Source organism: Vibrio sp. Makdt, assembly GCF_027587015.1.
GTDB lineage: Bacteria > Pseudomonadota > Gammaproteobacteria > Enterobacterales > Vibrionaceae > Vibrio > Vibrio chagasii_B.
In genome coordinates this window covers 94,813-120,941 of sequence record NZ_JAPPTH010000009.1, presented here as the reverse complement: position 1 = coordinate 120,941, position 26,129 = coordinate 94,813, and the positions used below count along the sequence as shown (strand labels likewise).

Here is a 26,129-nt window from a genome sequence, read left to right as displayed (position 1 = left end):
AACAAAATGTTATTCAATATTTTGTTACTGAATTAAGACGAAAGTGACTATTTCTCCATTCTTGCACTGAGATTCTGATTTGATCACCTTTTTATATGATCTTAATAGTAGTAAAGTGACGAAATTCAAAGAAAATTATTAAAAATCTCAGATAACCCAATGCTGATAGGATCAGCGAAGTAGGGGCAGGAAGCAAATGTTACCAAGACTTCAACTCAATGCTGATGTCGATCCAGTTGTTGTACGCTTTTTAGATGAACTAAAAACAGCGGGCTTTACTGGCGACATTGAATCTCAATATTCTAGCCGTTTGGCGGTCGCGACTGATAACAGTGTCTATCAGCAGTTGCCCCAAGCTGTCATTCTTCCCAAAACAACACACGACGTTGTGCTTATCGGTAAAGTGGGTTCTAAATCTGCTTATGAACGCGTAACTTTTTCTCCTCGTGGTGGCGGTACCGGAACCAATGGACAATCCTTAACTAAAGGGGTTGTGGTTGATTTATCACGCTACATGAATCAGGTTCTGGAAATTAATGAGAAGGAAGGTTGGGTACGAGTTCAGTCGGGCATCGTTAAAGACCAATTGAACGATGCGGTTCGCCCTTACGGTTACTTTTTCTCTCCAGATCTTTCAACAAGTAACCGAGCAACACTGGGTGGCATGATCAATACTGATGCATCAGGCCAAGGGTCATTGAAGTACGGTAAAACGTCTGATCACGTGTTGTCTTTGCAAGCGGTATTCGCCGATGGTTCGTGTCTAGAGTCTGATTTATCACATGGCTTACCGGAAGAGGGCGAGTTTGCGCATCATGCGCTTGCGGTAACCGAAGCGGTATGTCGTGAAAAACGCGCTCAAATCCTCAATAAATTCCCACCATTGAACCGCTTCTTGACGGGCTACGATCTCAAGAATGCTATCAATGATGACGATGACAGCTTTGACCTTACTCGCGTGTTATGTGGCGCAGAAGGCTCTTTAGCATTCATTACAGAAGCAAAGCTAAATCTAACTCCAATTCCGAAAGCGCGCACTTTGGTTAACGTGAAATACAACACGTTTGACTCTGCGCTGCGTAACGCACCGTTCATGGTTGAAGCCAAGGCTCTTTCTGTAGAGACGGTGGATTCAAGAGTATTGAACTTAGCGAAGCAAGACATTGTTTGGCACACCGTGAGTGACCTACTGACGGATGTTCCTAACAAAGAGATGCTTGGCATCAATATGGTTGAGTTTGCAGGCCAAGATGAAGCGGAAGTGGAACAGCAAGTTCAAGCGCTGACCGCAAAACTTGAAACCATGGTTGAAAGCGAAGAAGCGGGTGTGATTGGCTTCCAAGTGTGCAGTGATTTGGCGAGTATTGGTCGAATCTACAACATGCGTAAAAAAGCAGTAGGCTTATTAGGTGCGGCGAAAGGTCGTGCTAAGCCGGTCGCTTTCGCTGAAGACACTTGTGTACCACCTGAAAACTTGGCTGATTTCATCGCTGAATTTAGACTGCTACTTGATTCGAAAGAGCTGAATTACGGCATGTTCGGTCACGTTGATGCGGGTGTTCTACACGTTCGTCCAGCACTGGACTTATGTGATCCAATGCAAGAAGCCTTGATGCACGAAGTCTCTGATGAAGTGGTTAAGCTGGTGGCGAAATACGGCGGCTTAATGTGGGGCGAGCATGGTAAAGGCTTCCGTTCTGAGTACGGTCCTGATTTCTTCGGTGAAGAACTGTTTACCGAATTAAGGCGTGTAAAAGCAGCATTCGACCCGCATAACAAGATGAATCCAGGCAAGATCTGTACGCCTTTAGAAAGTGACGCTGAGTTGGTGAAAGTGACCGACACTAAACGTGGCTTTTATGATCGCCAGATAGATGTTCAAGTGCGCGACAGCTTTAAGCAAGCGATGGAGTGTAACGGCAACGGCTTATGCTTTAACTACGACACGAGCTCGCCAATGTGCCCTTCTATGAAAGTCACTGCTGACCGTCGCCATTCACCAAAAGGTCGTGCTGGTTTAGTCAGAGAGTGGTTGCGTCAGCTAACTGAGCAAGGCGTGGATATTCTCGATTTAGAGCAAGAAGCGCTAAAAGACGATACTCCTGTCAAAACTATGGTTGAGCGCGTTCGTAACACCATGAACAAACGCCACGAGTACGATTTCTCGCACGAAGTACATGAAGCGATGAATGGTTGTCTTGCATGTAAAGCGTGTGCGAGCCAATGTCCAATCAAAGTTGATGTACCAAGTTTCCGTTCACGATTCTTAAACATCTATTACTCACGCTATCAACGCCCTGCCAAAGATTACTTGGTCGCAAACATTGAAACCATGCTGCCACTAATGGCGAAAGCGCCAAAGGTCGTTAATGCTGCATTGGGTCAAAAGTGGGTTCAATCTGCAACAGCGAAAACAGTCGGTTATGTCGATGCACCACTGATGTCGGTGCCTACGCTCAAAAATCGTCTGGCAAGCAAAGAGCTGCAACTTTTTGATATTCAATATCTAGAAGGGCTCTCTTCGGAAGAGAAGAAACAGCATGTATTGATTGTCCAAGACCCGTTTACCAGCTTCTATGATGCAGAGGTGGTTGAAGACTTCGTCACTCTGGCTCAAAAGCTTGGCAAGACACCAGTGCTACTGCCGTTTAAACCAAATGGTAAGGCGTTGCACATCAAGGGCTTCTTAAGTCGTTTTGCGCGCGAGGCGAAATCCACTTCTGATTTCTTGTCGATGGTCGCAGATATTGGTATTCCACTCGTGGGTGTGGATCCAGCTTTGGTACTTTGCTATCGCGACGAATATGTCGAGATCTTAGCGGATAAGCGTGGTGACTTTGATGTGCTCACTGTTCATGAATGGTTATTACCATCGCTCGGTGACTATGAAGCGCGCTCTGCAAGTGAAGAGATGTGGTATTTATTTTCTCACTGTACCGAGAAAACCAAGATGCCAAATGCTGAAAAAGAGTGGGGCGCTATCTTCCAACACTTTGGAGCAGCACTTACTAGCGTACCTGTTGGCTGTTGTGGCATGGCGGGGACGTTTGGGCATGAAGTCGATAAGTTACAAATGTCGAAAGACATCTACGGTTTAAGTTGGAAGCCAAGGATTCAAGACTTACCAAAAGAGCGCTGTTTAGCAACCGGGTACTCTTGCCGTAGCCAAGTTAAACGTTTTGAAGGTGAGAAGCTCGCCCACCCATTACAGGCACTCGCACAAATTCTTTAAACTATTTAGCCCAGCAATTGCTGGGCTTTTTTCTAAACTAACAATGGAATTGTTAATAAGGAAAGCTATGAAATTTCTTGAGTTGAAAGTCCCACCAGTTGCTCTGTTTATATTGGTTTTAGTCGCCTCTTATTTCAGTGCGCAACAGTTGAGTACAGGTGCGATAGGGATGCCGTTTAAGTTCATCATTCTTGGTGTCGGAATCGTTTTGAGCGGCGTTGTTGGATTATCTGGCATTTGGGAGTTTCGAAAACAGAAAACTACCGTTAATCCAATTAAAGTCGAAACTGCTTCTACCGTTGTTGATAGCGGGATTTTTGGATATACGCGAAACCCAATGTATCTAGGCCTTTTCATCTTACTGTTCTGCTTTGGCTATTTCTTCCAGAATATTTTCAGCGTCTTGTTAAGCTTTGCTTTTGTTATCTATATGAATCAGTTCCAAATCAAACCAGAAGAGCGAGCACTAGAGCAATTATTCGGTGCTGAATATGTTGATTACAAACAAAAGGTTAGACGTTGGGTTTAACAAATTTCGTTAAAACAAACCTACAGGATAAGAATTGTTATCATTTAATCGATACCTATCACACTTCATTATGATTTTGGTTTTATATTTACTTTTTATAAAATAGCCTGCCCGTATTATTAATATAGATAAAAGGCTAGGTAATGAAAATTGTTCAGGCTAAATGGTTGTCGTTAGGCTTCTGTGTAGTGGGTCTGTCCTCAACATCGGCGTTGGCAGATGTTTCAGCTCGAATTATAAACGGTAAAGAAGCAACACAAGGGAATTGGCCATTTATGGCTGCACTAGTCTCAAGAAACGTGAACGCTTATGACGGTCAGTTTTGTGGTGCGAGCTTCATTGGCGAGAGATATGTCCTTACGGCTGCTCACTGTGTAGACGGTAATGGTCGTGAAGATCTCGATGTGGTGATTGGTGTATCCAACCTCTCTGCCTCTCAAGCTGCACAGCATAGATACGCGGTTGAGAATATTTATGTACATCAATACTATAACTCTGTAGTTACAGGCAATGATATAGCGATTATCGAGCTCGTCGATAAGCCATCGGAGTCTGTGGTTAATCTCGTTGATGGTTATGTTCGAGGTAACCTGAATGATGGTCAGATGCTAACGGTGATGGGATGGGGAGATCAGGACGCATCAGATGGATATGCATCTAAGAGTGAACTGTACCAAGTCAACGTTCCTTTAGTTAACCAGTACCAATGTAATAGTGTTCCTCACAGTGGCTATGCCTTTATTGGCAGTGATGCATTCTGTGCGGGGTACAGTGATGGTGGTTATGACTCTTGTCAGGGTGACAGTGGTGGCCCAATCGTTGTTTCGACAAATGGAACATATGAGCAACTGGGCATTGTAAGCTGGGGTAAAGGCTGTGCACAGGCCAACGCCTACGGAGTCTATACCAATATTAGTTATTTTGATGATTGGATTAATGAGCAGAAAGCAGGGTTTAGTTATCGTCAAATAGAAATGCTGGGTGCAAGATTATTGGCGCCTATCTCACATACCTTTGAATTCATAAATAAGTCCGATCAAAACATCGAAGTAAACCATGTTTATCCAATTTCTAGTAATGATACCGTTATAACGGACAACGGGTGTAGCACTTTAACAGCAGGACAAAGCTGTGAAGTAGTGGTGAGTTATAACCTGAACTCAATTGGCGAACATGAGTTTGGCATTAATGTTGACACTGATTCACTATTGGGCACGGTCACATCAAAGGCTTCTGTGATTGGAGCGAGATCTGTAACGAATACTGTGGACTCTCATGTGAGTGTTCCAAACAGTGGTGTTTACAGTACACAAGCGTGGGGTACCGAAGGATCAACAATCGTCTCTCCATCAATAGGTAGCAGCGAATCGACCATGTTGGTTGTAGAGGGGATACCTACCGGTACAGTCTCTTTCGATGTGACGGTATCGTCTGAATTGGATCATGATTACCTTGAGCTCTATATTAACGGTCAAGAGTTCGACAAAGAATCAGGTCAGCTTTCTGGTTCAGTGAACTTGCCGATGGTTAGGGATTCCAACAACAGCCTTATGATTAAATATGTGAAAGATGGCTCTATTTCTTACGGGGATGACAGAGTTACGATTAAAAACTTTGCTTATACCGATGAAATAAAGATATCTAAATCAGAGGGTACGCAGAATGCGAAAAGCTCTGGTAGCAGTGGCGGTTCTCTGGCTTGGCATTGGTTATTTGTGCTTTTAGGCGGTGCGATTGTACGTAAGTCATTTTCACCACTAAAGATGAAAGGTGATCAGTAAACTATACTACGAACAGCTAGGTCTTGTGAGTTGGGGAGAAGGTTGCGCACAGCCAGAGGCATACGGTGTCTACACCAACATAAGCCACTTTGCTGACTGGATAGGTAAGAAGACGGCAGGCTTTAGCTACCAAACTAAAGTGATGATAGGCGCTCGACCTTTGGGCCCAATTGAACACCAGTTTGAATTTACGAACAAATCCGAACAAGAGATTAACGTAACCGACGTATCTTTGGCTGTCGGTACAAACGATCCCATAACTTACAATGGTACTGCGATCATAAAGAGTAACAGTTGCGGGACGTTATCGCCGAATGAAGGGTGTGACGTGGTTGTAAGCTACAACATAGACTCTGTGGGTAACCATGATTTTGGTATCAAGGTGTCAACCGACTCACTAGCAGGTGTGGTGACGTCAAAGGCATATGTTATTGGCGCGAATGAGGTTTCTAATACGGTGAATTCACTCGTCACGATACCTAAGAATGTAGTCTACAGCACAGAAGCTTGGGATGTTGAAGGGGATACGATAGCGTCACCGGATATTGGTAATAGCCAGTCCACCGCATTCATTGTCGACGGGATCCCAGCTGGTACCGTATCTTTGGATCTCACCGTCTTTTCTGAAGAAGATCGTGACTACATGGAGATCTACATTAACGGCTTTGAAGTTGGCGCGTTTGCAGGCCTATTATCTGGCACTGTTGAACTGCCAATGGCGAGAGTTAAAGACAATAGCTTCATGATTGCGTACAGCAAAGATGAGGTGGGCTCTGCAGGGCATGACAGAGTGACCATTAAGAACTTTGCTTATAGTAATGAGATTAAAGAGCTAAGCTTGGTGGAAGATCCAACTACCAAAAAGACAGGTGGTTCAATGGGTTGGTATTGGCTAGCGATGCTGTTGGGTGGCACGATGATGCGTAAGTCACTTTCGTTATCGAAGAGGAAAGGTACTCAGTAAATAACTGTGACTTAAACTAATATCTATTGTTTAGAATGAAAAAAGCCCAGCTTGAGGATATCAAGCTGGGCTTTTTTCATTCTGTGTTGGCTTACTTAAGCGACAGCCGCGAACTGAGCTAGAAACATCTCTTTGCGCTCGTTGAAGCGGTTTACTAGGTCGTCTACAGAAGCTTGGTCGTATGGCTTAAGGCCACTTGCTACCATGCGCTTCACGCCTTTACCGACTACTTCGCCATCTTCTTTGAAATCGAAGTTCAGGGTCACGATGCCGCGCTTGCCTTCAACGTCAAAAGTCGCACCAGAGAATTCAACTTCAGGGTGAGAAAGGTCTAGGCGAGTAAACTCAACTTCCATGCTCTCGTAAATAACAAGAGGACGTTGGCAGTTGATCATCATTTGTTGCTCTTCCATAAGAGGAACCATGATGTGAGGGAAGTTCATACCAGAGAACTTAACGTAGTTCGTTACTACGTGCTCGATGAATGCTTGATCGTGGCTCTTCTCACCTTCACAAGACATGTGTAGGTACTCTTTACCATTTGCATCGATAAGTGAGCTCTCTTTTTCACACTTGTTATCAACGCTTAACACAATACCGTTACCAACCATACCTGAAAAATCAAAACGCATTTTTTGGCTGATGCCTTCTTTTTGCAGAAGAACCGCAAATAAAAGATCGCCAGGAACACAGAAGCGCTTGTTGTCTTCATCGTGAATTGGGTTGAAATCGCCAGCTACTTTTTTAGCAAAGTGGCTTGCTTGTTCACGAGTGAATTGAAATTGATTGTCTTCAGTAGAAAAGTAAGGTGTCAGAAACATAGTATCGCTATTAGTCATCAAATCTGGGGTGGATTATAGCTAACTAACTTCGATCTAATGGTCTATCCAGTTAACTTTGTTTATATATCAGTCAATTAGATAGATACGTTGGATGGTATGTGGCAGTTTTACAGGGGATATGGTGACTGGCTCAATGCAACAAGGGCTAATCGATAGCCCTTGTTTATATGACGTGCTATTTCACGACTTAAAAGCTACACAAAATACCTTCAGGCATTAAGTGGTTGTGCACAGACAATTTGAGCAATAAGTTAGCTTGCTCGATGTCCGGTGCGAAGTAGCGGTCTTTGTCGTAGAAGCTGACTTTTTCACGCAGGATCTGTTTCGCTTCTTCTACTCGAGGTGAAGATAGATTCGGCGCTCTAAAATCCAAGCCTTGCGCTGCCGCTAAATACTCAACTGCCAAGATTCCACGAGTGTTCTCTGCCATGTCACGAAGACGACGACCAGCAAAGGTTGCCATAGAGACATGATCTTCTTGGTTAGCGGACGTTGGCAAACTGTCTACAGAAGCTGGATGAGCCAGTGTTTTGTTCTCGCTTGCTAATGCTGCTGAGGTAACCTGAGCAATCATAAAGCCAGAGTTAACGCCGCCATTGTCGACTAAGAACGGTGGAAGTTTACTTAGCGCGCTATCAATCAGCAGTGCCATTCGACGTTCTGACAAACTACCGATTTCAGCAATGGCTAAGGCTAGGTTATCTGCTGCCATAGCAACGGGTTCTGCGTGGAAGTTACCACCCGAAATGATGTCACCATCGTCCGCAAAGACCAGTGGGTTGTCCGATACGGAATTCGCTTCAACCATCAGTGTTTCTGCTGAGTTGCGGATCTGCTGTAGACACGCGCCCATCACTTGAGGCTGGCAACGCAGTGAGTAAGGGTCTTGAACCTTTTCACAACAAGTGTGTGATTCACCAATCTCACTCTTCTGGTCAAGCAGATGACGGTAAGCAAGCGCAGCGTCCATTTGTCCACGGTGACCACGAACGCGGTGAATACGAGGATCAAATGGGCGGCGGCTACCTAGCGCAGCTTCAACTGACATAGCGCCACATACTGTCGCAGACGCGAACAAGTCTTCTGCTGCGAATAGGCCTTCTAAGGCGAATGCGGTGGATGCTTGCGTACCGTTGAGTAGCGCTAAACCTTCTTTAGGAGCGAGTGTGATTGGCTCTAGCCCCGCGATCTTCATTGCTTCCAAACCAGTAATGATTTTACCGTTGTGACGAGCTTGGCCTTCACCAAGTAGAACCGTACTCATGTGGGCTAGGGGAGCGAGGTCGCCAGATGCACCTACTGAGCCTTTTTGTGGCACACAAGGGTAAACCTGCGCGTTCACTAGATCGATCAGGGCATTGATCACCTTGAGTCGAATTCCTGAGTAGCCACGAGACAAGCTGTTAATCTTGAGCACCATCATCAAGCGCACGGTTTCGTCAGACATGAATTTGCCGATGCCTGCTGCGTGAGACAGCACGATACTTTTCTGCAGAACTTCGAGATCTTCTGGGGCGATCTTGGTGTTCGCCAGTAAGCCAAAGCCCGTGTTGATGCCATAAACAGTGCGGTCTTCAGCAATCACTTGTTCGACAACCTGCATGCTCGCTTCAATATCTGGAATAGCAGCAGGGTCAAGCGACAAATTCACTGGGCTGCGGCTGATTTTACGCAGTTCAGATAGACCTAGAAGTCCTGGTTTCAGTAATAAATTCAACATGTTTTCTCCAGACATTAAAGGCGACGAAGTTCTTCGTTTAGCATAGGTAAATCAAGTTTCTGTTCTTTCGCACACTGCTTAGCAATGTCGTAACCCGCATCCGCATGACGCATAACGCCTGTCGCTGGATCATTGTGAAGTACGCGAGCAATACGTTGCGATGCATCTTCAGAACCGTCACAACAAATCACCATACCTGAGTGTTGCGAGAAGCCCATACCAACGCCGCCACCATGGTGTAAAGAAACCCAAGTTGCGCCGCCTGCGGTGTTTAGCAGTGCATTCAATAGAGGCCAATCTGATACGGCATCTGAACCATCCATCATTCCTTCTGTTTCACGGTTCGGACTGGCAACAGAACCTGAATCTAGGTGGTCACGACCGATAACTACTGGTGCTTTAAGCTCGCCATTTTTCACCATTTCATTGAATGCTTGGCCTAAACGTTCACGATCTTTCAAGCCGACCCAACAAATACGAGCTGGTAAGCCTTGGAACTGAATGCGTTCACGCGCCATGTCTAGCCAGTTATGCAGGTGAGGGTTGTCTGGAATCAGTTCTTTTACTTTTTGGTCTGTTTTGTAGATGTCTTCTGGGTCGCCAGAAAGGGCTGCCCAACGGAATGGACCGATGCCTTCGCAGAACAGTGGACGAATATAAGCAGGAACGAAACCCGGGAAATCAAACGCGTTTTCTACGCCTTCTTCTAGAGCCATTTGGCGAATGTTATTGCCGTAATCCACGGTTGCAGCGCCGCGATATTGCAGGTCTAGCATAGCTTGAACTTGAATCGCCATAGACTGCTTAGCTGCCTTAACGACCTTCGCTTCATCAATAGTGCGCTCTTGTGCGGCTTTCTCCATCGTCCAACCTTGTGGCAAATAGCCGTTCAGAGGGTCATGGGCAGAGGTTTGGTCAGTAACGACATCTGGTGTGATGTTGCGCTCTACTAACTCAGGGAAAACATCCGCAGCGTTACCTAGCAGGCCAACAGAAATAGGTGTGTCAGACTCTTTAATAATAGCCATCGCTTCATCTAGGCTGGTGGCTTTCTTGTCTACATAACCAGTACGCAGGCGGTAATCAATTCGTGATTCATCGCATTCAACTGCAATCATTGAGAAGCCAGCCATGGTAGCTGCAAGAGGTTGAGCGCCACCCATGCCGCCAAGGCCACCGGTGAGTACCCATTTACCTTTTGCTTCGCCTTGGAAGTGTTTCTTCGCGATAGCGACAAAGGTTTCGTAAGTACCTTGAACGATGCCTTGTGAACCGATGTAGATCCAGCTACCTGCGGTCATTTGGCCGTACATCATCAAGCCTTCTTTATCGAGCTCGTTAAAATGTTCCCAGTTTGCCCAGTGTGGAACAAGGTTCGAGTTAGCGATTAACACGCGAGGTGCGTTTTTATGAGTCGGGAACACGCCTACAGGTTTACCAGACTGAACAAGTAATGTTTGGTCGTCTTCTAAACGCTCTAATACTTCAACAATCTTGTCGTAACATTTCCAATCACGTGCTGCACGACCAATACCGCCATACACAACCAGTGCATGTGGGTGTTCTGCTACATCAGGATCTAGGTTGTTCATTAGCATACGAAGGGGTGCTTCTGTTAACCAAGATTTTGCGCGCAAAGTGGTGCCATGAGGTGCGCGAATTTCGCGAGTCGTGTCGAGACGAGGGTCACTGTTGTGGTGTTCCGTCATTTTGAAATTCCTTCTGTTTCACGTTATATCGTTGTAGTTGTATTTATCTATATAGCTGGCTTATTCACTGGCCATTGCACGGGCAATATCCCAACACAAACGTGCCGCCAATCGAGCCGTTTGGCCGTCGACGTCGTAGTCTGGGTTATATTCCGCAATGTCCGCGATAATGAGTTTCTCACTGTGTTTAAAAATCTGTTCTAGGAAAGGCGTGAGCGCTTCATAGCTAACGCCTCTTGCCGCAGGGGCGCTGACACCCGGTGCAGTTGCCGCTGGGAAGACATCGAGATCAATAGTGAGATAGAGGTAATCACACTCAGCGATGAATTTCTGCAACTTAACCAGTTGGGCAACTTGGTTTACTTGGGTGATATCGCGATCATGTTCGTACCACACACCAAGTTGGTCGGCTTTGTTGAAAAGCGCTTTGGTATTGCTGGCGGCACTTACACCGAGACACGCGTAATGAAATGGCCACTGATGTGTGTGGCAGTATTCGCTAATCTGATTAAAGGGTGTGCCTGAGCTTGGTTTGACGTCAGCGATGTCGCTTTCAAATTCACGAAGGTCAAAGTGAGCATCAAAGTTAACGATGCCTATCTTAGGTTTGTGATCTGATTGAGTTCTGTGAAGATGCTCAGCTAGGCCTTGGAAAGAAGCCCAAGCGACTTCGTGACCGCCGCCAAGGGTAATCACTTTGTTGGTTGATAGCGCATTGGCAATCACAGTAGCGCACTGCTTCTGGCTCACTTCTAATTGATCATCGTTACATTCGATATCGCCAAGATCAGCAATGCGTGTATCACAGTGCCAAGCCATATTAGCTAACGCTTGGCGAATCAAATTAGGTGCTTGTTTTGCGCCAACACGTCCTTTATTTCTTGCAACACCGGCATCGCTGGCAAAGCCAACCAAGGCAACAGCGTTGTCATTAAGTCCGTCATTTAAATCAGTACTTTGCACTTGCTTGGTAATGTGATGAACGCGAGTACCGAGCTCACCATCTTCAAGATCATTGCGTCCCGTCCATACAAAGTTGTGAGTAGTGGATACTGTGTTAATGCTGTTGGATTTAGATTGAGTCATGACACACCTCGCCATTAACAATGCGTTTATGCAGGTGCGGAACACCAACTTGATAGCTTAAGTCGGCTGGGTGCTCGATATTCCAGATAGCTAAATCAGCAGAGTAACCTACTTCAATTTTGCCTCTGTTTTGCGATTCGCCAATGGCAGCGGCTGCATGGCAAGTTACCCCACGTAATGCTTCTTCTGGGGTTGTGCCAAATAGGGTGCAGCTCATGTTCATCATCAGTGTTAAATCAGCAAAGGGGGAAGTGCCGGGGTTTAAGTCGGTCGCGATTGCCATTGGAATGTTGTGCTCCCGAAGTAGGGCAATAGGTGGCTGCTGTGTCTCTTTCAAAAAGTAGAAAGCGCCCGGTAATAAGGTGGCGACTGTGCTTGATTCTGCCAGTGCTTTCACTCCTGCTTTATCTAAGTACTCAACATGATCCACAGAGAGAGCACCGTATTTCGCGGCAAGCACACTGCCGCCCATGTTAGAAAGCTGTTCTGTGTGGCCTTTTATCGCTAGCCCATGTTCTTTAGCGGCCGCAAACACACGCTCAGTTTGTTCTAGGTTGAAGCCGATCGATTCACAGAATACGTCGACTGCGTCGGCTAGCCCTTGCTCTGCGGCTTTAGGGATGATCTCTTGGCATACCAGATCAACGTAACGATCGGGCTGTTCTTTATATTCTGGTGGTACAGCATGTGCTGCAAGGAGTGTGGTGGTGATTTTAATACGACGGTGGTTTTCTAAGGCTTTAGCAGCACGTAACATCTTGAGTTCATCATCAAGCGTTAAACCATAGCCAGACTTTACTTCAACGCTGGTGACCCCACTTCTTAGCAGGCCGTCTAATCTAGGCAGCGCCTTCTCAACCAGTTCGGCTTCTTGTGCGGCTCGTGTCGCCGTTACCGTCGCTAAAATACCACCGCCTTGTTTTGCGATGTCGGTGTAGGAGACACCATTTAACCGTTGTTCAAATTCATTGGCACGATTACCTGCAAACACCAGATGAGTGTGGCAATCAATCAGCCCAGGTGTGATGAGCTTGTTTTTGCAGTCGTAGATGATGTGATTAACAGAGCGGCTAGCACTCGCCGTTTCACAATGAAGTGACTCATCGCTTGAGTGTGACAGGGATACGATCTTACCGTTCTCGATAACGATATCTTGCGGGAAAGAAGGTTGATAACCGTCTGCTCCCGAGCTCATCGAGACCACTCGTGCATTTTTGAGGATCAAATTCATAATCACCTAGATCTTTGCTAAACAATAAATGTATATACAAATAAATAGGCTAAATACTGACCCGAATCAAGTTGATGTTGCAAAAATGTGATCGGCGATCAGGATGATATTCTTTAATCTAAAACGATCTTAGAGCTTAATTTGTACTTAGAGCCAGGGTGGTAGAGTAATGCAAAGCTGATAAGGCGTTCCTTGCTCCATGTTCTTCTATTAAGAAGCAAGCAAGGTTCTGATTCCGTTAGCTTTAGTGCTTGGCGGATGTTGGATTCTGGAATGATGGCTTCGACCGTGTGTTCAATCGCACTCAACGGGCAACTTTTGGAAAGGTATTCATTCGGTGTTGAGGTTGAAAAATCTTGTTTTAAGTATTGGGGAGCCGCTTGTGAGTTTACCCAGCGAGCTTCTAGCTGTATCGGTGTGTTGTCGGCGAAGTGGATGATTTCACTATAGAAGACTTCCGCATTGATCATCACACCTAACCGTGTAGCGGTGCTTTCATCAGCCTTGATACTATCGTGTTTGATCACTTGGCTTGTGTAAGTTTGGCCACGGTCTTTGATCTCTTGGGCGATGTTGTTGATATCAAGTAGGGGAGATTGCGCTTTTTCCTCTGGCTCACACACAAAAGTGCCCAGTCTTGGTTTCCGAATTAGCTTGCCTTCAGACACAAGATCTCGAATGGCTTTATTCACCGTCATTCTACTCACGTTGAACTGCTCTGTGAGTTCAAGCTCCGTGGTGATTTGATAGCCAACCGGCCAATGACCATTGCTGATCTTATCGTCTATGAACTGTTTTATTTGCAGGTAGAGCGGCGCTTTCGACATAATGAAACCTTATTTGACTATACAAATAGAGTAACGGATTTTTTCACGATTTCAACATTTCCTCAGAGGATGTGAGCTTGTTCAACATAGATAGCGCAAATGTCTTGATTCTGTGGGGCAAGTGTCGCAAATTGTCACGCAACAACTATTCGTAAATCAGATGATTAGAAAGGGAAAGAATATGTTTAAGAAATTAAAGGCCTCGCTAGGCATAGGTGCAGCTAAGGTCGATACCGTCTTAGATAATATTGACGTTTTCCAAGGTGGTGAGTTGTCTGGCAACGTTCACATCATTGGTGGCGATGTTGAGCAACAAATCGACATGATTAACTTGGTTCTCAACACAGAAGTGAAAGTAGAAACAGAAGATAGCACCAGCTACGAAACCTTTTCACTTGGTCGTATTCAAGCTGTAGAGCCGTTTGTGATTCAACCCGGTGAAACTAAGTTGGTGCCATTCCGTCTTAAGCTTAATGATGAAACGCCAGTGACTGCGTTGAACGCAAAAATGAATCAGTGCCACGTGTGGGTAGAAACAAATCTAGATATCGGCTTCGCGATTGACCCTAAAGACCGTGATTTCATCTCTGTTCACCCATTACCAACAGTCGCGAAAATTATTCAAGGTGTTGAAGCTTCAGGCATGGCATTGGTCAAAGCAGACGTAGAGAAGGGCTACTTGAAAGGGAACTCCTTCGCTTCACGTTCGGGGTGCTACCAAGAGATAGAATTTCGTAGCGGCGGCTTCATGAATAACAAAGAAATCGAGCTGTCATTCATCGTAGATGGTTCTATGGTTCACTGCTTAGCCGAAATTGACCGTTCACTGAGCTTCCGTGGTGACCAATACATCTCATTCAGCCTACCAGCAAACGCGGCCGACTCAGACATCCGCAATGCAGTTTCAAGAATAATGAGTGCGTAATTGTCTCTCTGTTAGTCGTCGCTCTGTCTATTAATAGAGACAATACGATTTCAAAGCCGAACTTAACTGTTCGGCTTTTTTGATTCCATCAGCTTCAATTGAATTAGATTCACCACTGATGCCGGTAAGCCAGTTGAAAGGCGACATCGGTGGAGTTGTCCATGTTGAAGACGTTTTCGATGATGGATACCTCGACTGCCGAGCGTTGCATCACATATCGATAACCAAACATCATTTCATTGGCTGCTTGCGAAAGTTCAGTGTCACCATAGTCAGCGCCTTCATACCATCGATACTCTATATGCAATTCGTGGTTTTCAATGAGTGTCAGCTGATAGCCTCCCAACCAAGACCATGTAACCTTTTTATGTGTAAAGTTGTTCTCTGACTCTCGATTAGACTGGTTCGCAAACCCCAAGCTCGAATAGAAGGTATTGATATCGAGTTGGTATGCATAGTTGAGTTGAGCGCTTTGTTCTGTGCTGCTTCCTTTAAACGCTCCGTGACTGACGTTGTTGTGGTAAAGCGAGACACCAACAGATAGTCCATGGTTCTCTTTGTTTATTATTTGATATTGGGTGTAGAGCGTGAAAGCGCTGGTCAGTGTGTCGCCAGAAAAGTCTCGGATGCTGATATCGTGCTCTGGAGCATAGATGTCGAATTGATGCCTGGCTTTTCGATCTCGTCCGGCTTGGTCGATGCTAAACAGTTCATGGAAGTTGATGGTGACTTTGTCGAGGTGATTGTTGGCGGCGAAAAGCCAACGGTAATTCAGTTCTACTTGCCATTCAGGTGTTAATTGCCATCGTAGCCCTGTTTGAAGTTGGTTTTGATAATAATCCAAATGATAGTCGTGGGAGTTAGCCCAGATACTGGCTGCTGTTAAAGAGGTAAACAGTTCAAGCTTGTCCTCTTCGAGTGGGAAACCAGAGCGAAGCATTGGAGTGAGTCGAACGGATTGCAGTGGCGCTTGGGTATAACTGATTAAGGGCCCGTAATCCTTATTGGCCCAAGCGCTCGGTGCGTAAGCCACTGTGAGCAGTATGAAGGGCAGGGGTGATGTGAGCGATAGAAAAGTCCCTCGTTTTCCCATACATACCTCATCCTTATTTCGGCACACCTATATAGCTTAGTTCGAAATGAATAAACCGAAATAGCTAAATTGATTTGGCTCATTGTGAAAGGCGCTTCAAATTGTGGAAGCATAATAGAAGCGATTCGAGTCTGCATAAGCTGGGTAGCAAAGGGCGACAGAAGTGTAGGGAGATCCCTTCCGTCATTGTTATTTCATATTATTTCGTTACAATGCTCTGATACCCACGAGCGAGGCATCTGTATTTGCTTCTCCGTGGGTATATTTATTATGCATATATCCCCAATCAGCGTACTAGTTGATTGAAAGACATATATTAAACATTTTCATGTGTTGCTTGGTGTGCAACACCACTGTAAAGGACAAATAATGCCAATTATTACTCTTCCTGACGGTAGTCAGCGTCAATTTGACAACCCTGTATCAACTCTAGATGTTGCCCTATCAATCGGTCCTGGTCTTGCGAAAGCAACCATTGCTGGTCGTGTAGACGGCGAGCGTGTTGATGCTTGTGATCTTATCGAAAACGATGCAAGCCTAGAAATCATCACTGCTAAAGATGAAGTTGATGGCCTTGAGATCGTTCGTCACTCTTGTGCTCACCTATTAGGCCACGCGGTTAAGCAGCTTTTCCCAGAAGCGAAAATGGCGATCGGTCCTACCATCGATAACGGTTTCTACTACGATATCGACCTTGAGCACTCTCTAACGCAAGAAGATCTAGAAAAGATCGAAAAGCGCATGAAAGAGCTAGCGAAGACCAAGTACCAGGTTGTTAAGAAGAAAGTTAGCTGGCAGGAAGCGCGTGATGCTTTCGAAGCTCGCGGCGAAACATACAAGATGGAAATCCTAGACGAGAACGTTTCTAAAGACGACCGTCCAGGCCTATACCACCATGAAGAATACATCGATATGTGTCGTGGTCCACACGTACCACATATGGGTTTCTGTCAGCACTTCACACTACTAAACGTAGCGGGTGCTTACTGGCGTGGTAACAGTGACAACAAGATGCTTCAACGTATCTACGGTACTGCATTCCATGATAAAAAAGCGCTTAAAGCTCACCTAGTTCGTCTAGAAGAAGCGGCTAAGCGTGACCACCGTAAGATTGGTAAAGCATTGGATCTATTCCACATGCAGCAAGAAGCACCAGGCATGGTGTTCTGGCACCACAACGGTTGGACTATTTTCCGTGAACTAGAAGTGTTCGTACGTCAAAAACTGACTGAGTACGATTACCAAGAAGTAAAAGGCCCACTAATGATGGACCGTGTACTTTGGGAACGTTCTGGTCACTGGGACAAATACGCAGAAGCGATGTTCACAACGTCTTCAGAGAACCGTGAATACGCTATCAAGCCAATGAACTGCCCGGGTCACGTACAGATCTTCAACCAAGGTCTTAAATCTTACCGTGATCTACCGCTACGTATGGCTGAGTTCGGCTCATGTCACCGTAACGAGCCGTCTGGCGCACTTCACGGCATCATGCGTGTTCGTGGCTTTACTCAAGATGATGCTCACGTATTCTGTACTGAAGACCAAGTTCAACAAGAAGTAAAAGCTTGTATTGAAATGGTTTACGACACTTACACAACTTTCGGTTTCGAAAACATCGTTGTTAAGCTGTCTACTCGTCCAGAGCAACGTGTAGGTTCTGACGAAATGTGGGACCGTGCTGAGGCTGACCTTAAGCTTGCACTAGAGTCAATGGAGATTGCATACGAGATTCAAGAAGGCGAGGGTGCGTTCTACGGACCTAAGATTGAATTTACTTTGCATGATTGTTTGGACCGTGCATGGCAATGTGGTACAGTGCAGCTCGATTTTGCATTACCAGAGCGTTTAGGTGCAACTTACGTAGGTGAAGATAACGAGCGTCACACGCCAGTTATGATCCACCGCGCGATTTTAGGTTCACTAGAGCGTTTCATCGGTATTCTTATTGAAGAATACGCTGGCTTCTTCCCAACGTGGTTGGCGCCAGAACAAGCAGTTGTAATGGGCATTACAGACAAACAGTCTGAATATGTACAAGAAATTACGAAAAAACTGCAAAAAAGTGGATTTAGAGTCAAAGCAGACTTGAGAAATGAGAAGATTGGCTTTAAAATTCGCGAACATACTTTGAAACGTGTACCGTTCATGCTTGTGTGTGGTGACCAAGAAATGGAAGCCGGCGAAATTGCAGTACGTACACGTAAAGGTAAAGACCTTGGCAAGTTTAAAGTGGATGACTTTATTTCATACATCCAAGCTGAGGTTTCAAGCCGTAAGCTCAATCTGGAGGAATAGCTATTAAAGGCGGAAGACGTGGCCAACAACCGGCCAAACAAAACCAGCACCGTTTAAACGGTGACATTCGTGGCGTTCGTGAAGTGCGTCTAACTGGCGCAGACGGCGAAGCTGTTGGTGTAGTATCAATCGCAGAAGCGATGGAAGCTGCAAATGAAGCTGGTATGGATCTAGTAGAGATCAGCCCTAACGCCGAGCCGCCAGTTTGTCGTGTGATGGACTACGGTAAGTTCCTCTTCGAGAAGAGCAAAGCTGCGAAAGAGCAGAAGAAAAAGCAAAAGCAGGTTCAGATTAAGGAAGTTAAATTCCGTCCTGGAACTGATATTGGAGACTATCAGGTAAAACTACGCAACCTGACTGGTTTCCTTGAAGACGGCAACAAAGTGAAGGTAACAATTCGCTTCCGTGGCCGCGAAATGGCTCACCAAGACATCGGTGTTGACGTTCTTAATCGTTTGAAAGCGGATACTGAAGAATTTGCAGTAGTCGAGTCTTTCCCAACGAGAATTGAAGGTCGCCAGATGATCATGGTATTGGCCCCTAAAAAGAAGTAATTAACGGCTTTGCAAGTAATTGAACCCTGCAGCCTCAGGTTGCGGGGTTTTATTCGCCCTAATTACTATGTTATTAACAACTCAACAATGCGGAGTTATTCATCATGCCTAAGATGAAAACCAACAAAGGTGCTGCTAAGCGTTTCCAGAAAACTGCTGGTGGTATTAAGTTTAAGCACGCTGGTAAACGTCACATCCTGACTAAGCGTACTACTAAGAACAAGCGTCAGCTACGTCCGAACTCGATCCTTCCTAAGTGTGAAGTTGCTCAAGTTCTACGTATGATGCCATACGCTTAATTCTTTTTAGTTTATAAATTCGTTTAGTTTAGGAGAAGCATAATGCCTCGCGTAAAACGTGGTGTACAAGCTCGTGCACGTCATAAGAAAGTTCTAAAACAAGCTAAAGGTTACTACGGAGCACGTTCACGTGTTTACCGCGTAGCTTTCCAAGCAGTTACCAAAGCTGGTCAATACGCTTACCGTGACCGTCGTAACAAGAAACGTCAATTCCGTCAACTTTGGATTGCACGTATCAACGCGGCATCTCGTCAAAATGGTCTATCTTACAGCCGTTTCATCAACGGTCTTAAGAAAGCATCTATCGAGATCGATCGTAAGATTCTTGCTGACATCGCAGTATTCGACAAAGCAGCATTCGCTGTTCTAGTTGAAAAAGCGAAAGCATCTCTATAATTTAGAGTTAGCTTTAAGGTTTAAGAAAAGGAGAACTTCGGTTCTCCTTTTTTATTGCCTGTAATTTATCCTCTAGAGATTCCCAACTCCTTCCTCCGTCAGTCTTGGGAATGTCGAGATAAACTTCCGCATCTAATTTTTATTCGCTTGAACAGGCATTCTGGTATATAAACACCTACCTAACCTTTAATGTTAAGCGACCGAGATAAATGACCGCACCAACCACTATGACGTTCTTCGAACGTTTTGAAGCTGACATCCTTTCTGGCAAAAAGACCATCACCATTCGCGATGAATCAGAGCGTGATTACCAACCGGGCAGCGTTGTTGAAGTATCAACGTTAGAAGAGGGGCGCGTATTCTGTAATCTAAAAATCATCAGCGTAGAACCAATTCTGTTCGATGAGCTGGGTGAGTTCCATGCACAACAAGAGAACATGACGCTGCAAGTGCTGAAAGATGTGATTCAAGATATCTACCCAGGTATTTCTCAGCTTTACGTTGTCTCTTACGAGCTGGTTTAATCGCTAACAACGCACCTTTAGTGCAGTTCTGGATGGATAGGAAGGATTAATGACTGAGTTATCGAGTGACACGACGCAGCAAATTTTGCTTCAGCTTTATTGTCGCGAGCAAACGGAACAGCCGTTAATTCCTCGAGCTGATCTCGACACCGATATTTACGACAGCGAAACGTTTTTAGCTTGGCGAGAAACCAAGCGCGATTTTGTTGTCCGTGATATTGAAAATCGTGTTTGGGTGAAAAGCTGCCCGGCTGGCTACATTACTGAAGTGCATTTTAAAGCCGATGGCACTCTAATGGAGTACCGTTTGTTTGACCGCTTTAAAACTGTAGGGCAGTGGCAGTTAAAAGACGGCTTATTGCACGTTGAGATTATTAAAGGCGACAACCGATATGAATTCGCGGTTGTAGCTCGAGCAGACCTTAATATTCACTCAGCGGTGGAATATAAGAACGGCGAGCTGCATTCGTACCTGAAGCTGGTGCAAGTTGAGCGTTAACTCTTTTAGTCAAGCTTGATTAAACGGGTGACCTTCTAAAAAGCAAAAAGCCAACATCACTGTTGGCTTTGTTGTTTCTTGGGAAGCTAACCGAGCGTTAGCATTCTATCAACTTGGTTTATCTGCTGCGTTTATGCTTCAAAGTTTGTTAGGCGTGAGTGCAGTTCACTTTCAACATCTTGCTTGACACAAACCGTTAGTAGGTCATCAATAAAGTACTTGAGACCGCGAGCTTCGATACGTCGAATGCCTTGTTGCTGCTCTTCAGTCAGGTAACCGTAGATGGTCGCCGCTCCAAAATCACCAAAGATCATTTGGCCTTGTTCATTGACTAGGGTGTTGTGCGCATACAAATCACCGTGACAAACCTTGTTGTCATGCAGGTGATTAAATACAGCGATCATCTGAGTCACAATGTTGTCGATTTGCGAGATCGGAAGTTGGAAACCTTCAGGGAAAGTATCACGCGTGCAAGTCTCGAGTGTTGGTGGTAGTCCTAGGTTGTAGTAGCTGCTTGGAATGAGTTCCATCACCAAAGCTAGGTAGTCCTGTTCTTCAACTTGAGCAATAGATTTTACCAAGTTGCTATGGTGGCCAGCTTGAAGGCACGCTTCCAGTTCATCATGTGGGTATCCGTCACTGGTGACTTCGCCTTTAAACACTTTAACCGCAACTTCCTGTGGGAAATCGAAGTCGCTGTTTAGCCAGCTTGCATGAGAAATCACGCCAGATGCGCCTTGGCCAAGTACTTGATTCAGTGAATAGCTTTGAGAGCTAACCGCAGGCACGCTATCTAAGCTGCTAGGGTGTTTGCAAAACGGGTTACCCGCAAACGCTAGCCAAGCCAGTTTTGGTAGCTTGATAAGGAACTCTGGGAATTCAGTCAGTTGGTTTGCAGACAAGCGAACCAGTTCGAGGTTGGATAGCTTTTCCATACTCTCAGGTAAAGCGCGAAGCTGGTTACCTGCCAGTGCCAGTTTTTGCAGTCTTGGTCTTTCACCTAGTGAGTTCGGTAGAACTTCGATGGCGTTGTCGGTCAGGATCAACCAGCGTAATTGGGGTGGTAGAGATACTTCACTTACGGTTTTGATTTGGTTGGTCTTGAAACCGATCATTTCAAGCTTAGGAAGTGACCCAAGAACATCAGGAAGGTGCGTGAACAGGTTATTCGACGCAAAGATAATACGCAGGTGAGTAAGCTGGGATATCTCTTCAGGTAAGTCGGATAGCTGATTCCCCGAAAGATCGAGAATCTCTAGTGAATCGGCGAGGTCCAAGATTTCTAATGGAAACTCAGTGAGACCTTCTGATAATTTTAAGCGCTTAATACCTTTAAGTTGCCCTGATTTTAATTGTTCTAGAGTATGCAAACCTTAGCCTTATGAATAGATGTTCGAGGCGCGTAGTTTACTTGTCTCAACCGAGAAAGGCGAGTATCCGCAACAATACTCGCCTATCTAAGCTCAGTGGTCCTTGATATCAAGGTTAAAGCTGAATACGATTTTGGCTAACGCCGACCTCCTCAACAAAATCCAAGTCATGACTGACTAAGATAAAAGCTCCTTGGTATTCACGTAAAGCTGACGCCAATATCTGCTTTGAGTCGATATCTAAATGATTGTCTGGCTCATCAAGCAGCAGTAATGGGGAGTCTTGCTTATGACTGACAATCAACATCGCTAGCTTCATTTTCTCTCCACCACTTAGGTGAGCGATTTTACGGTACACGGTATCACGCCTAAAGCCGATGCCTGCTAACAATGTCCGAGCATCACTCTCTGTGAGCCCGTCACTATGTGTCATGAGGCTATCGAACATGGTGTTATGGGTATCCAATAAACCAAAGTGTTGATCAAGGTATACCGTAGATCCTAAGCGTTTGATGGTACCAGTGTAGTGCGAGTGCTCGTTGTGAATCGCTTTCAACAGTGTCGACTTACCACAGCCGTTGGCACCGCTTAGATAACAGCGTTCACCTTGTGACAGAGAAAAATTGATAGCAGTACCAGATCCATATTCAAGTCGGCAATCTTCAACAGTTAATAGCGCGTTCTTTTTCTTGCTATTACTCTGTTGTAGATACAAGGCCTGCGGTTTCAGTTGCTCTTTTTGTTCTTTAAGAGATTGAAGCTTATCTTGATTTTGCTCCTTTAAGTTATTTTGGCTAGTGGCTGATGCTGCTTGTGTTCGTCCGGCTTTGTCTTTCATTGCATCCAGTAAGATCTTGGGCTGACTGCCTGATTTTCGCAGTCGGTTTCCTTGCGCCTCTCGTTGTTGCGCTTTTTCTTTGTTGGCTTGAGCTTGGCGTTCAAGTCGTCTCTTTTCTGATTGATGATGAGCAATCTGTTTATCTAGTGCATCGGCCTGATTCGACATTTGCTTGAAGTAGTCATCGTAGTTTCCTGTATAGAAACGTAACCCCAAACTGTTGAGGTGGTAGATCCCTGCCATGTGCCTCAACAGGCTTCGGTCATGGCTAACCATCAGTATTTTGCCTTCAAATTGTTGGCACTGTTCTATTAACCAGCTGCGCCCGTCACTGTCTAAATGATTCGACGGCTCATCGAGAATCAGTATGGTGTGTTCTGAAGTAAACAGTTTATGAAGCTGTAAAAGGGCAAGCTGTCCACCGCTTAATGTGTTGCATGGCGTGGTCAACTCGCTGGTTATTTTCAGATTGGCCAATAGCCTCTGAATGTTGTCTTGCAAATCCCAATCGTCACCAACGATGTCAAAATGTTGATGCTCGCAGCTGCCTTGTTCGATAGCTCGCAAGGCATTGAGTTTATTCGTGATACCTAAGAAGTCAGCAATGCTGATCGTGCTATCCAAAAGTTCTGAAGGCAATTGTGAGTAGAAACCAATCGAGCCTTGTCTAGATACACTCCCAGATGTCGGCTGCACTTGCCCAGTGAGTAATGAAAGTAGCAACGATTTTCCGGCTCCGTTTCTTCCAACCAAGCCAGTCAGTCTTGAGTTCAAATTGAAGGTGACGTCTTGAAATAGCCATTCACCAGTATCGAGTTGGATTGAGAGATTGTTGGCTAAAATAGTAGGCATAAAAATACCTCCCTTTACGTATAAACGAGTAAAAGGGGCGAGGCGCTTTTCTGAGCAAGATCCAACTGGATGCTAACAACAGATCGCCATAGGCGTTACTTAGGTAGATGACCAATGAAAGAGAGAAAGCGGTATTGAGATAGTTTCTGTCTTTTAGGTGTGCTCTGGAAGATATAGGCCGTAAACAGGCGGATCTTTAAGAGCTTAATTTGTCGCGAAAATAGATGACGAAGTAACGCCCACTAACCCCGAGTGTCCAAATGATTTTTAAAAAATAAATCGGATGTCAGGATGTTAGTACTTCATTATGGCGTTATTCTCTTTTGAAATGATGGTGGAATGGTACTGAATACGGGCTTAGAAAGTCAACAGGGTGAAGTGATTAAAATGTACCCAAATAATAAAAGCGCCGATGAGACGCTTTTATTGATTTGATGAAACTTGACGCTACTTAATGGCAGGGTATTTAGCTTATAGCCCTCTGATAGTCTAGCTAACTGGACGGCTGCGCTTGACCACCAATAGCACGCCAGCACATATCAAAACTGTCGTTGATATACTTTTCTGACTGCTCTGCCTGCGGCTCTTGCTGATCAACAAGCCAGTTCGCACAGATCAAAAAGTGGCTATGGATGAAGTGTCTAACGAGATTAATGTCTAGCACCATCAATTCTTCGGCTTGCTGTCCTTTCAAAATGATGTCATCGAGTGACGCAAACATCTGCGAAACAATGACTTCACGAGTTTGAGTCGTTGGGTCAAAATGCACATTGGTGAAGAATTTCATGGCGACTGGGTTTTCTAACGCCCACTCAATTCCGGTCATCCACATGAATTTAAAGGCTTGATAGCGATTTTGTTCAGCGATTTCGGTGTGCTGAGCCAGAGTAGAAAATAGCTCTACTTTCAATTCACGAAACAGTTCATCAATCAGTAGAGATTTGTTCTCAAAGTGATGAAACAGCGTCGCTTTCGCTACACCGGCGGTCTTCGCTATTTGCCCAGTAGATGTGCCCTCTAACCCTTGTTGGGAAAAGAGTAGGAGCGCAGCATCTAGGATTTTTTGCCTTTTAGTAATCATCGATTCAGTACTTTGAACATCATTTTCTTGATTGGGTTGTTGTATGGAGGGTGCATCAACTTAGTGAAGTTGATCTTGCCTCGAGTCAACACGGTTTTTGCATGGCTAAAGGTCTTGAAGCCTTCAATACCGTGGTAGTGTCCCATGCCTGAAGGGCCAATACCACCAAATGGCGCGTCTTCCGCTGCCACATGCACCAAAGAGTCATTGATACAAACGCCGCCTGAATGAGTGTCCGATAGGAATCGGTCTTGGGTTTTCTTGTCGTGACTCATTAGGTACAGCGCAAGTGGACGTTCTCTGGTGGTGATGTAGCTTATTGCCTCGTCAATCGAATCATAAGGCACGATTGGGAGAACAGGGCCAAACAACTCTTCTTGCATTGCCACCATGTCATCATTCACTTCGGTGAGAAGATGCGGTGTCATTTTGTGGTTCACGTCGTCTTGTGCTTGCTCGGTAACGGTATGTATCACTGCACCTTTTGACTTCGCATCTTCAACTACGCCTTTTAATCGATTGTACTGGCGCATGTTAACCACTGAGGTTAAGTCTTTGCTCTCAATTCCTGCTTTATAGAGCTTCTTGAAGTAACGCTTGTAAGCGGTGATAAATGCATCGACTTTCTCTCGTGGCAGCAAGATGTAATCTGGTGCGACACAGATTTGACCTGCGTTTAGGCTCTTGGCAAACAGGATACGTTCAACCGCGTCTGCGACATCGAAATCTGGTGCGATGATGGTTGGAGATTTCCCGCCAAGTTCAAGTGTCACTGGCGTTAAGTTCGCGGCTGCAGCTTTCATTACGTGCTTACCAACAGAGGTTGAGCCTGTAAACAGGATATGGTCAAAGGGCAGCTGGCTAAACTTAGCAGAAACATCGGCTTCACCTTCGATGATCGCCACTTGTTCTTCACTGAAACCTTCGGCCAACATCGCTTTCAAAGCACGGTTTGTTGCAGGAGTAAACTCAGACATCTTGAGCATTGCAGTGTTACCTGCTGCCAATGCTGTGATGAGAGGGCCCAAAGAGAGCATCACTGGGAAGTTCCAAGGCACGATGATGCCGACTACACCTACTGGCTGATAATGCACAGTAATCTTAGCTGGTGTTAGCATCAACCCGGCTTTACGACGTGAAGGCTTCAACCACTTCTTAAGATTTTTATCACTGTAATTGATCTGATGTAGGGAGGGGGTGATGTCAGCAATTAAGCTGTCGTGCTTTGCTCGATGGCCATAATCTTCTGATACCGCTTCAATTAACTGCTCTTGGTAGCGCATTAATAGTTTTTTCAAGACTGAGAGATCATTTCTTCTCTGCTCGAGTGTTGGATTAACGTTGTTACGGTAGTGATCTTGTTGTCGGTTGAATATTTGATCCATGTCGTTGGTGCTCGACGTGTTTGGTTCAAGGTCTAGATTATGGCTCATAGTATCCCCTAAATTCGAAGGCTGACCGATTGGTTGGTCAGTTAAA

The 26,129-nt window shown here is 45.3% G+C and carries 22 protein-coding genes; 11 read left to right on the top strand and 11 right to left on the bottom strand.

The window, feature by feature from the left end; genetic code table 11:
* Positions 1 to 196 precede the first annotated feature (196 nt).
* From ydiJ to OH460_RS13120, 4 genes are all read left to right on the top strand, one after another.
* On the top strand, positions 197 to 3,232 hold the full coding sequence (gene ydiJ / locus OH460_RS13135) for a D-2-hydroxyglutarate dehydrogenase YdiJ (protein ID WP_269997705.1): 3,036 nt from the start codon (positions 197 to 199) through the stop codon (positions 3,230 to 3,232).
* A gap of 67 nt (positions 3,233 to 3,299) precedes the next feature.
* Positions 3,300 to 3,761, top strand: coding sequence for a methyltransferase family protein (locus OH460_RS13130; RefSeq protein ID WP_269997703.1), 462 nt, complete (start codon positions 3,300 to 3,302; stop codon positions 3,759 to 3,761).
* A 149-nt stretch (positions 3,762 to 3,910) separates the two neighbouring features.
* Positions 3,911 to 5,542: a trypsin-like serine protease gene (locus OH460_RS13125; RefSeq protein ID WP_269997846.1), complete on the top strand. Its 1,632-nt coding sequence runs from the start codon at positions 3,911 to 3,913 to the stop codon at positions 5,540 to 5,542.
* Positions 5,532 to 6,506, top strand: a complete 975-nt coding sequence (locus OH460_RS13120; protein ID WP_269997700.1) for a trypsin-like serine protease — start codon at positions 5,532 to 5,534, stop codon at positions 6,504 to 6,506. Before OH460_RS13125 ends, OH460_RS13120 begins: the two co-directional genes overlap by 11 nt.
* Positions 6,507 to 6,601: 95 nt before the next feature.
* Here OH460_RS13120 and OH460_RS13115 read toward each other — a convergent pair whose 3' ends face one another.
* The 6 genes from OH460_RS13115 to hutC all read right to left on the bottom strand — a co-directional run bounded on the left by OH460_RS13115 (position 6,602) and on the right by hutC (position 13,921).
* On the bottom strand, positions 6,602 to 7,327 hold the full coding sequence (locus OH460_RS13115) for a DUF3581 domain-containing protein (RefSeq protein ID WP_269997698.1): 726 nt from the start codon (positions 7,325 to 7,327) through the stop codon (positions 6,602 to 6,604).
* Positions 7,328 to 7,535: 208 nt separating this feature from the next.
* Positions 7,536 to 9,068 (bottom strand): histidine ammonia-lyase, encoded by a 1,533-nt coding sequence (hutH, locus tag OH460_RS13110; protein ID WP_171762578.1) that lies wholly within the window; start codon positions 9,066 to 9,068, stop codon positions 7,536 to 7,538.
* A 14-nt stretch (positions 9,069 to 9,082) separates the two neighbouring features.
* Positions 9,083 to 10,777, bottom strand: coding sequence for a urocanate hydratase (hutU, locus tag OH460_RS13105; protein WP_105024766.1), 1,695 nt, complete (start codon positions 10,775 to 10,777; stop codon positions 9,083 to 9,085).
* Positions 10,778 to 10,837: 60 nt separating this feature from the next.
* Positions 10,838 to 11,863 carry a formimidoylglutamase gene (gene hutG, locus OH460_RS13100; protein WP_269997693.1) on the bottom strand — a complete coding sequence of 342 codons (1,026 nt, stop codon included), beginning with the start codon at positions 11,861 to 11,863 and terminating at the stop codon, positions 10,838 to 10,840.
* Positions 11,850 to 13,094 carry an imidazolonepropionase gene (gene hutI / locus OH460_RS13095; RefSeq protein WP_269997691.1) on the bottom strand — a complete coding sequence of 415 codons (1,245 nt, stop codon included), beginning with the start codon at positions 13,092 to 13,094 and terminating at the stop codon, positions 11,850 to 11,852. The genes hutG and hutI overlap by 14 nt, the downstream gene beginning before the upstream one ends.
* Positions 13,095 to 13,207: 113 nt before the next feature.
* On the bottom strand, positions 13,208 to 13,921 hold the full coding sequence (gene hutC / locus OH460_RS13090; RefSeq protein WP_269997689.1) for a histidine utilization repressor: 714 nt from the start codon (positions 13,919 to 13,921) through the stop codon (positions 13,208 to 13,210).
* A 181-nt stretch (positions 13,922 to 14,102) separates the two neighbouring features.
* Between hutC and OH460_RS13085 the strand changes: the two genes are divergently transcribed.
* Positions 14,103 to 14,846, top strand: a complete 744-nt coding sequence (locus tag OH460_RS13085) for a sporulation protein (protein ID WP_269997688.1) — start codon at positions 14,103 to 14,105, stop codon at positions 14,844 to 14,846.
* Positions 14,847 to 14,955: 109 nt separating this feature from the next.
* On the opposite strand, the gene OH460_RS13080 is transcribed toward OH460_RS13085, so the two are convergent.
* Positions 14,956 to 15,939 (bottom strand): DUF3187 family protein, encoded by a 984-nt coding sequence (locus tag OH460_RS13080; RefSeq protein WP_269997686.1) that lies wholly within the window; start codon positions 15,937 to 15,939, stop codon positions 14,956 to 14,958.
* Positions 15,940 to 16,308: 369 nt separating this feature from the next.
* On the opposite strand from OH460_RS13080, the gene thrS reads away from it, so the two are divergent.
* From thrS to OH460_RS13050, 6 genes are all read left to right on the top strand, one after another.
* On the top strand, positions 16,309 to 18,237 hold the full coding sequence (gene thrS / locus OH460_RS13075; protein WP_032549211.1) for a threonine--tRNA ligase: 1,929 nt from the start codon (positions 16,309 to 16,311) through the stop codon (positions 18,235 to 18,237).
* Positions 18,234 to 18,791 carry a translation initiation factor IF-3 gene (infC, locus tag OH460_RS13070; protein WP_425330486.1) on the top strand — a complete coding sequence of 186 codons (558 nt, stop codon included), beginning with the start codon at positions 18,234 to 18,236 and terminating at the stop codon, positions 18,789 to 18,791. Before thrS ends, infC begins: the two co-directional genes overlap by 4 nt.
* 104 nt (positions 18,792 to 18,895) lie before the next feature.
* The gene (gene rpmI / locus OH460_RS13065) at positions 18,896 to 19,090 is read left to right on the top strand and encodes a 50S ribosomal protein L35 (RefSeq protein ID WP_004738430.1); all 195 of its coding nucleotides are present in this window, start codon (positions 18,896 to 18,898) and stop codon (positions 19,088 to 19,090) included.
* Between the two features lie 42 nt (positions 19,091 to 19,132).
* A complete protein-coding gene (gene rplT, locus OH460_RS13060; protein WP_004733517.1) occupies positions 19,133 to 19,486 on the top strand; it encodes a 50S ribosomal protein L20 in 354 nt (117 codons plus the stop codon).
* A gap of 209 nt (positions 19,487 to 19,695) precedes the next feature.
* Positions 19,696 to 20,010 (top strand): N(4)-acetylcytidine aminohydrolase, encoded by a 315-nt coding sequence (gene yqfB, locus OH460_RS13055; protein WP_008224694.1) that lies wholly within the window; start codon positions 19,696 to 19,698, stop codon positions 20,008 to 20,010.
* A 49-nt stretch (positions 20,011 to 20,059) separates the two neighbouring features.
* Positions 20,060 to 20,509, top strand: a complete 450-nt coding sequence (locus tag OH460_RS13050; protein ID WP_269997679.1) for a hypothetical protein — start codon at positions 20,060 to 20,062, stop codon at positions 20,507 to 20,509.
* Positions 20,510 to 20,640: 131 nt separating this feature from the next.
* Here the strand turns inward: OH460_RS13050 and OH460_RS13045 are convergent, their stop codons facing one another.
* From OH460_RS13045 to OH460_RS13030, 4 genes are all read right to left on the bottom strand, one after another.
* Positions 20,641 to 21,879 (bottom strand): leucine-rich repeat-containing protein kinase family protein, encoded by a 1,239-nt coding sequence (locus OH460_RS13045; RefSeq protein ID WP_269997676.1) that lies wholly within the window; start codon positions 21,877 to 21,879, stop codon positions 20,641 to 20,643.
* Positions 21,880 to 21,994: 115 nt separating this feature from the next.
* A complete protein-coding gene (locus OH460_RS13040; protein ID WP_269997674.1) occupies positions 21,995 to 23,569 on the bottom strand; it encodes an ABC-F family ATP-binding cassette domain-containing protein in 1,575 nt (524 codons plus the stop codon).
* 493 nt (positions 23,570 to 24,062) lie between these two features.
* Positions 24,063 to 24,650 carry a TetR/AcrR family transcriptional regulator gene (locus OH460_RS13035; protein WP_269997672.1) on the bottom strand — a complete coding sequence of 196 codons (588 nt, stop codon included), beginning with the start codon at positions 24,648 to 24,650 and terminating at the stop codon, positions 24,063 to 24,065.
* Positions 24,647 to 26,083: a coniferyl aldehyde dehydrogenase gene (locus OH460_RS13030; protein ID WP_269997670.1), complete on the bottom strand. Its 1,437-nt coding sequence runs from the start codon at positions 26,081 to 26,083 to the stop codon at positions 24,647 to 24,649. Before OH460_RS13030 ends, OH460_RS13035 begins: the two co-directional genes overlap by 4 nt.
* Positions 26,084 to 26,129: the final 46 nt, after the last annotated feature.

Excerpts from the sequence above, each read along its gene's own strand:
- OH460_RS13130 (WP_269997703.1), top strand. The coding sequence starts at position 3,300 with ATGAAATTTCTTGAGTTGAAAGTCCCACCAGTTGCTCTGTTTATATTG.
- yqfB (WP_008224694.1), top strand. The coding sequence starts at position 19,696 with ATGACCGCACCAACCACTATGACGTTCTTCGAACGTTTTGAAGCTGAC.
- OH460_RS13085 (WP_269997688.1), top strand. The coding sequence starts at position 14,103 with ATGTTTAAGAAATTAAAGGCCTCGCTAGGCATAGGTGCAGCTAAGGTC.
- hutC (WP_269997689.1), bottom strand. The coding sequence starts at position 13,921 with ATGTCGAAAGCGCCGCTCTACCTGCAAATAAAACAGTTCATAGACGAT.
- OH460_RS13035 (WP_269997672.1), bottom strand. The coding sequence starts at position 24,650 with ATGATTACTAAAAGGCAAAAAATCCTAGATGCTGCGCTCCTACTCTTT.
- OH460_RS13040 (WP_269997674.1), bottom strand. The coding sequence starts at position 23,569 with ATGCCTACTATTTTAGCCAACAATCTCTCAATCCAACTCGATACTGGT.
- OH460_RS13050 (WP_269997679.1), top strand. The coding sequence starts at position 20,060 with ATGACTGAGTTATCGAGTGACACGACGCAGCAAATTTTGCTTCAGCTT.
- hutI (WP_269997691.1), bottom strand. The coding sequence starts at position 13,094 with ATGAATTTGATCCTCAAAAATGCACGAGTGGTCTCGATGAGCTCGGGA.
- OH460_RS13080 (WP_269997686.1), bottom strand. The coding sequence starts at position 15,939 with ATGGGAAAACGAGGGACTTTTCTATCGCTCACATCACCCCTGCCCTTC.
- ydiJ (WP_269997705.1), top strand. The coding sequence starts at position 197 with ATGTTACCAAGACTTCAACTCAATGCTGATGTCGATCCAGTTGTTGTA.
- OH460_RS13030 (WP_269997670.1), bottom strand. The coding sequence starts at position 26,083 with ATGAGCCATAATCTAGACCTTGAACCAAACACGTCGAGCACCAACGAC.
- rpmI (WP_004738430.1), top strand. The coding sequence starts at position 18,896 with ATGCCTAAGATGAAAACCAACAAAGGTGCTGCTAAGCGTTTCCAGAAA.
- hutG (WP_269997693.1), bottom strand. The coding sequence starts at position 11,863 with ATGACTCAATCTAAATCCAACAGCATTAACACAGTATCCACTACTCAC.
- thrS (WP_032549211.1), top strand. The coding sequence starts at position 16,309 with ATGCCAATTATTACTCTTCCTGACGGTAGTCAGCGTCAATTTGACAAC.
- rplT (WP_004733517.1), top strand. The coding sequence starts at position 19,133 with ATGCCTCGCGTAAAACGTGGTGTACAAGCTCGTGCACGTCATAAGAAA.
- hutU (WP_105024766.1), bottom strand. The coding sequence starts at position 10,777 with ATGACGGAACACCACAACAGTGACCCTCGTCTCGACACGACTCGCGAA.
- hutH (WP_171762578.1), bottom strand. The coding sequence starts at position 9,068 with ATGTTGAATTTATTACTGAAACCAGGACTTCTAGGTCTATCTGAACTG.
- OH460_RS13115 (WP_269997698.1), bottom strand. The coding sequence starts at position 7,327 with ATGTTTCTGACACCTTACTTTTCTACTGAAGACAATCAATTTCAATTC.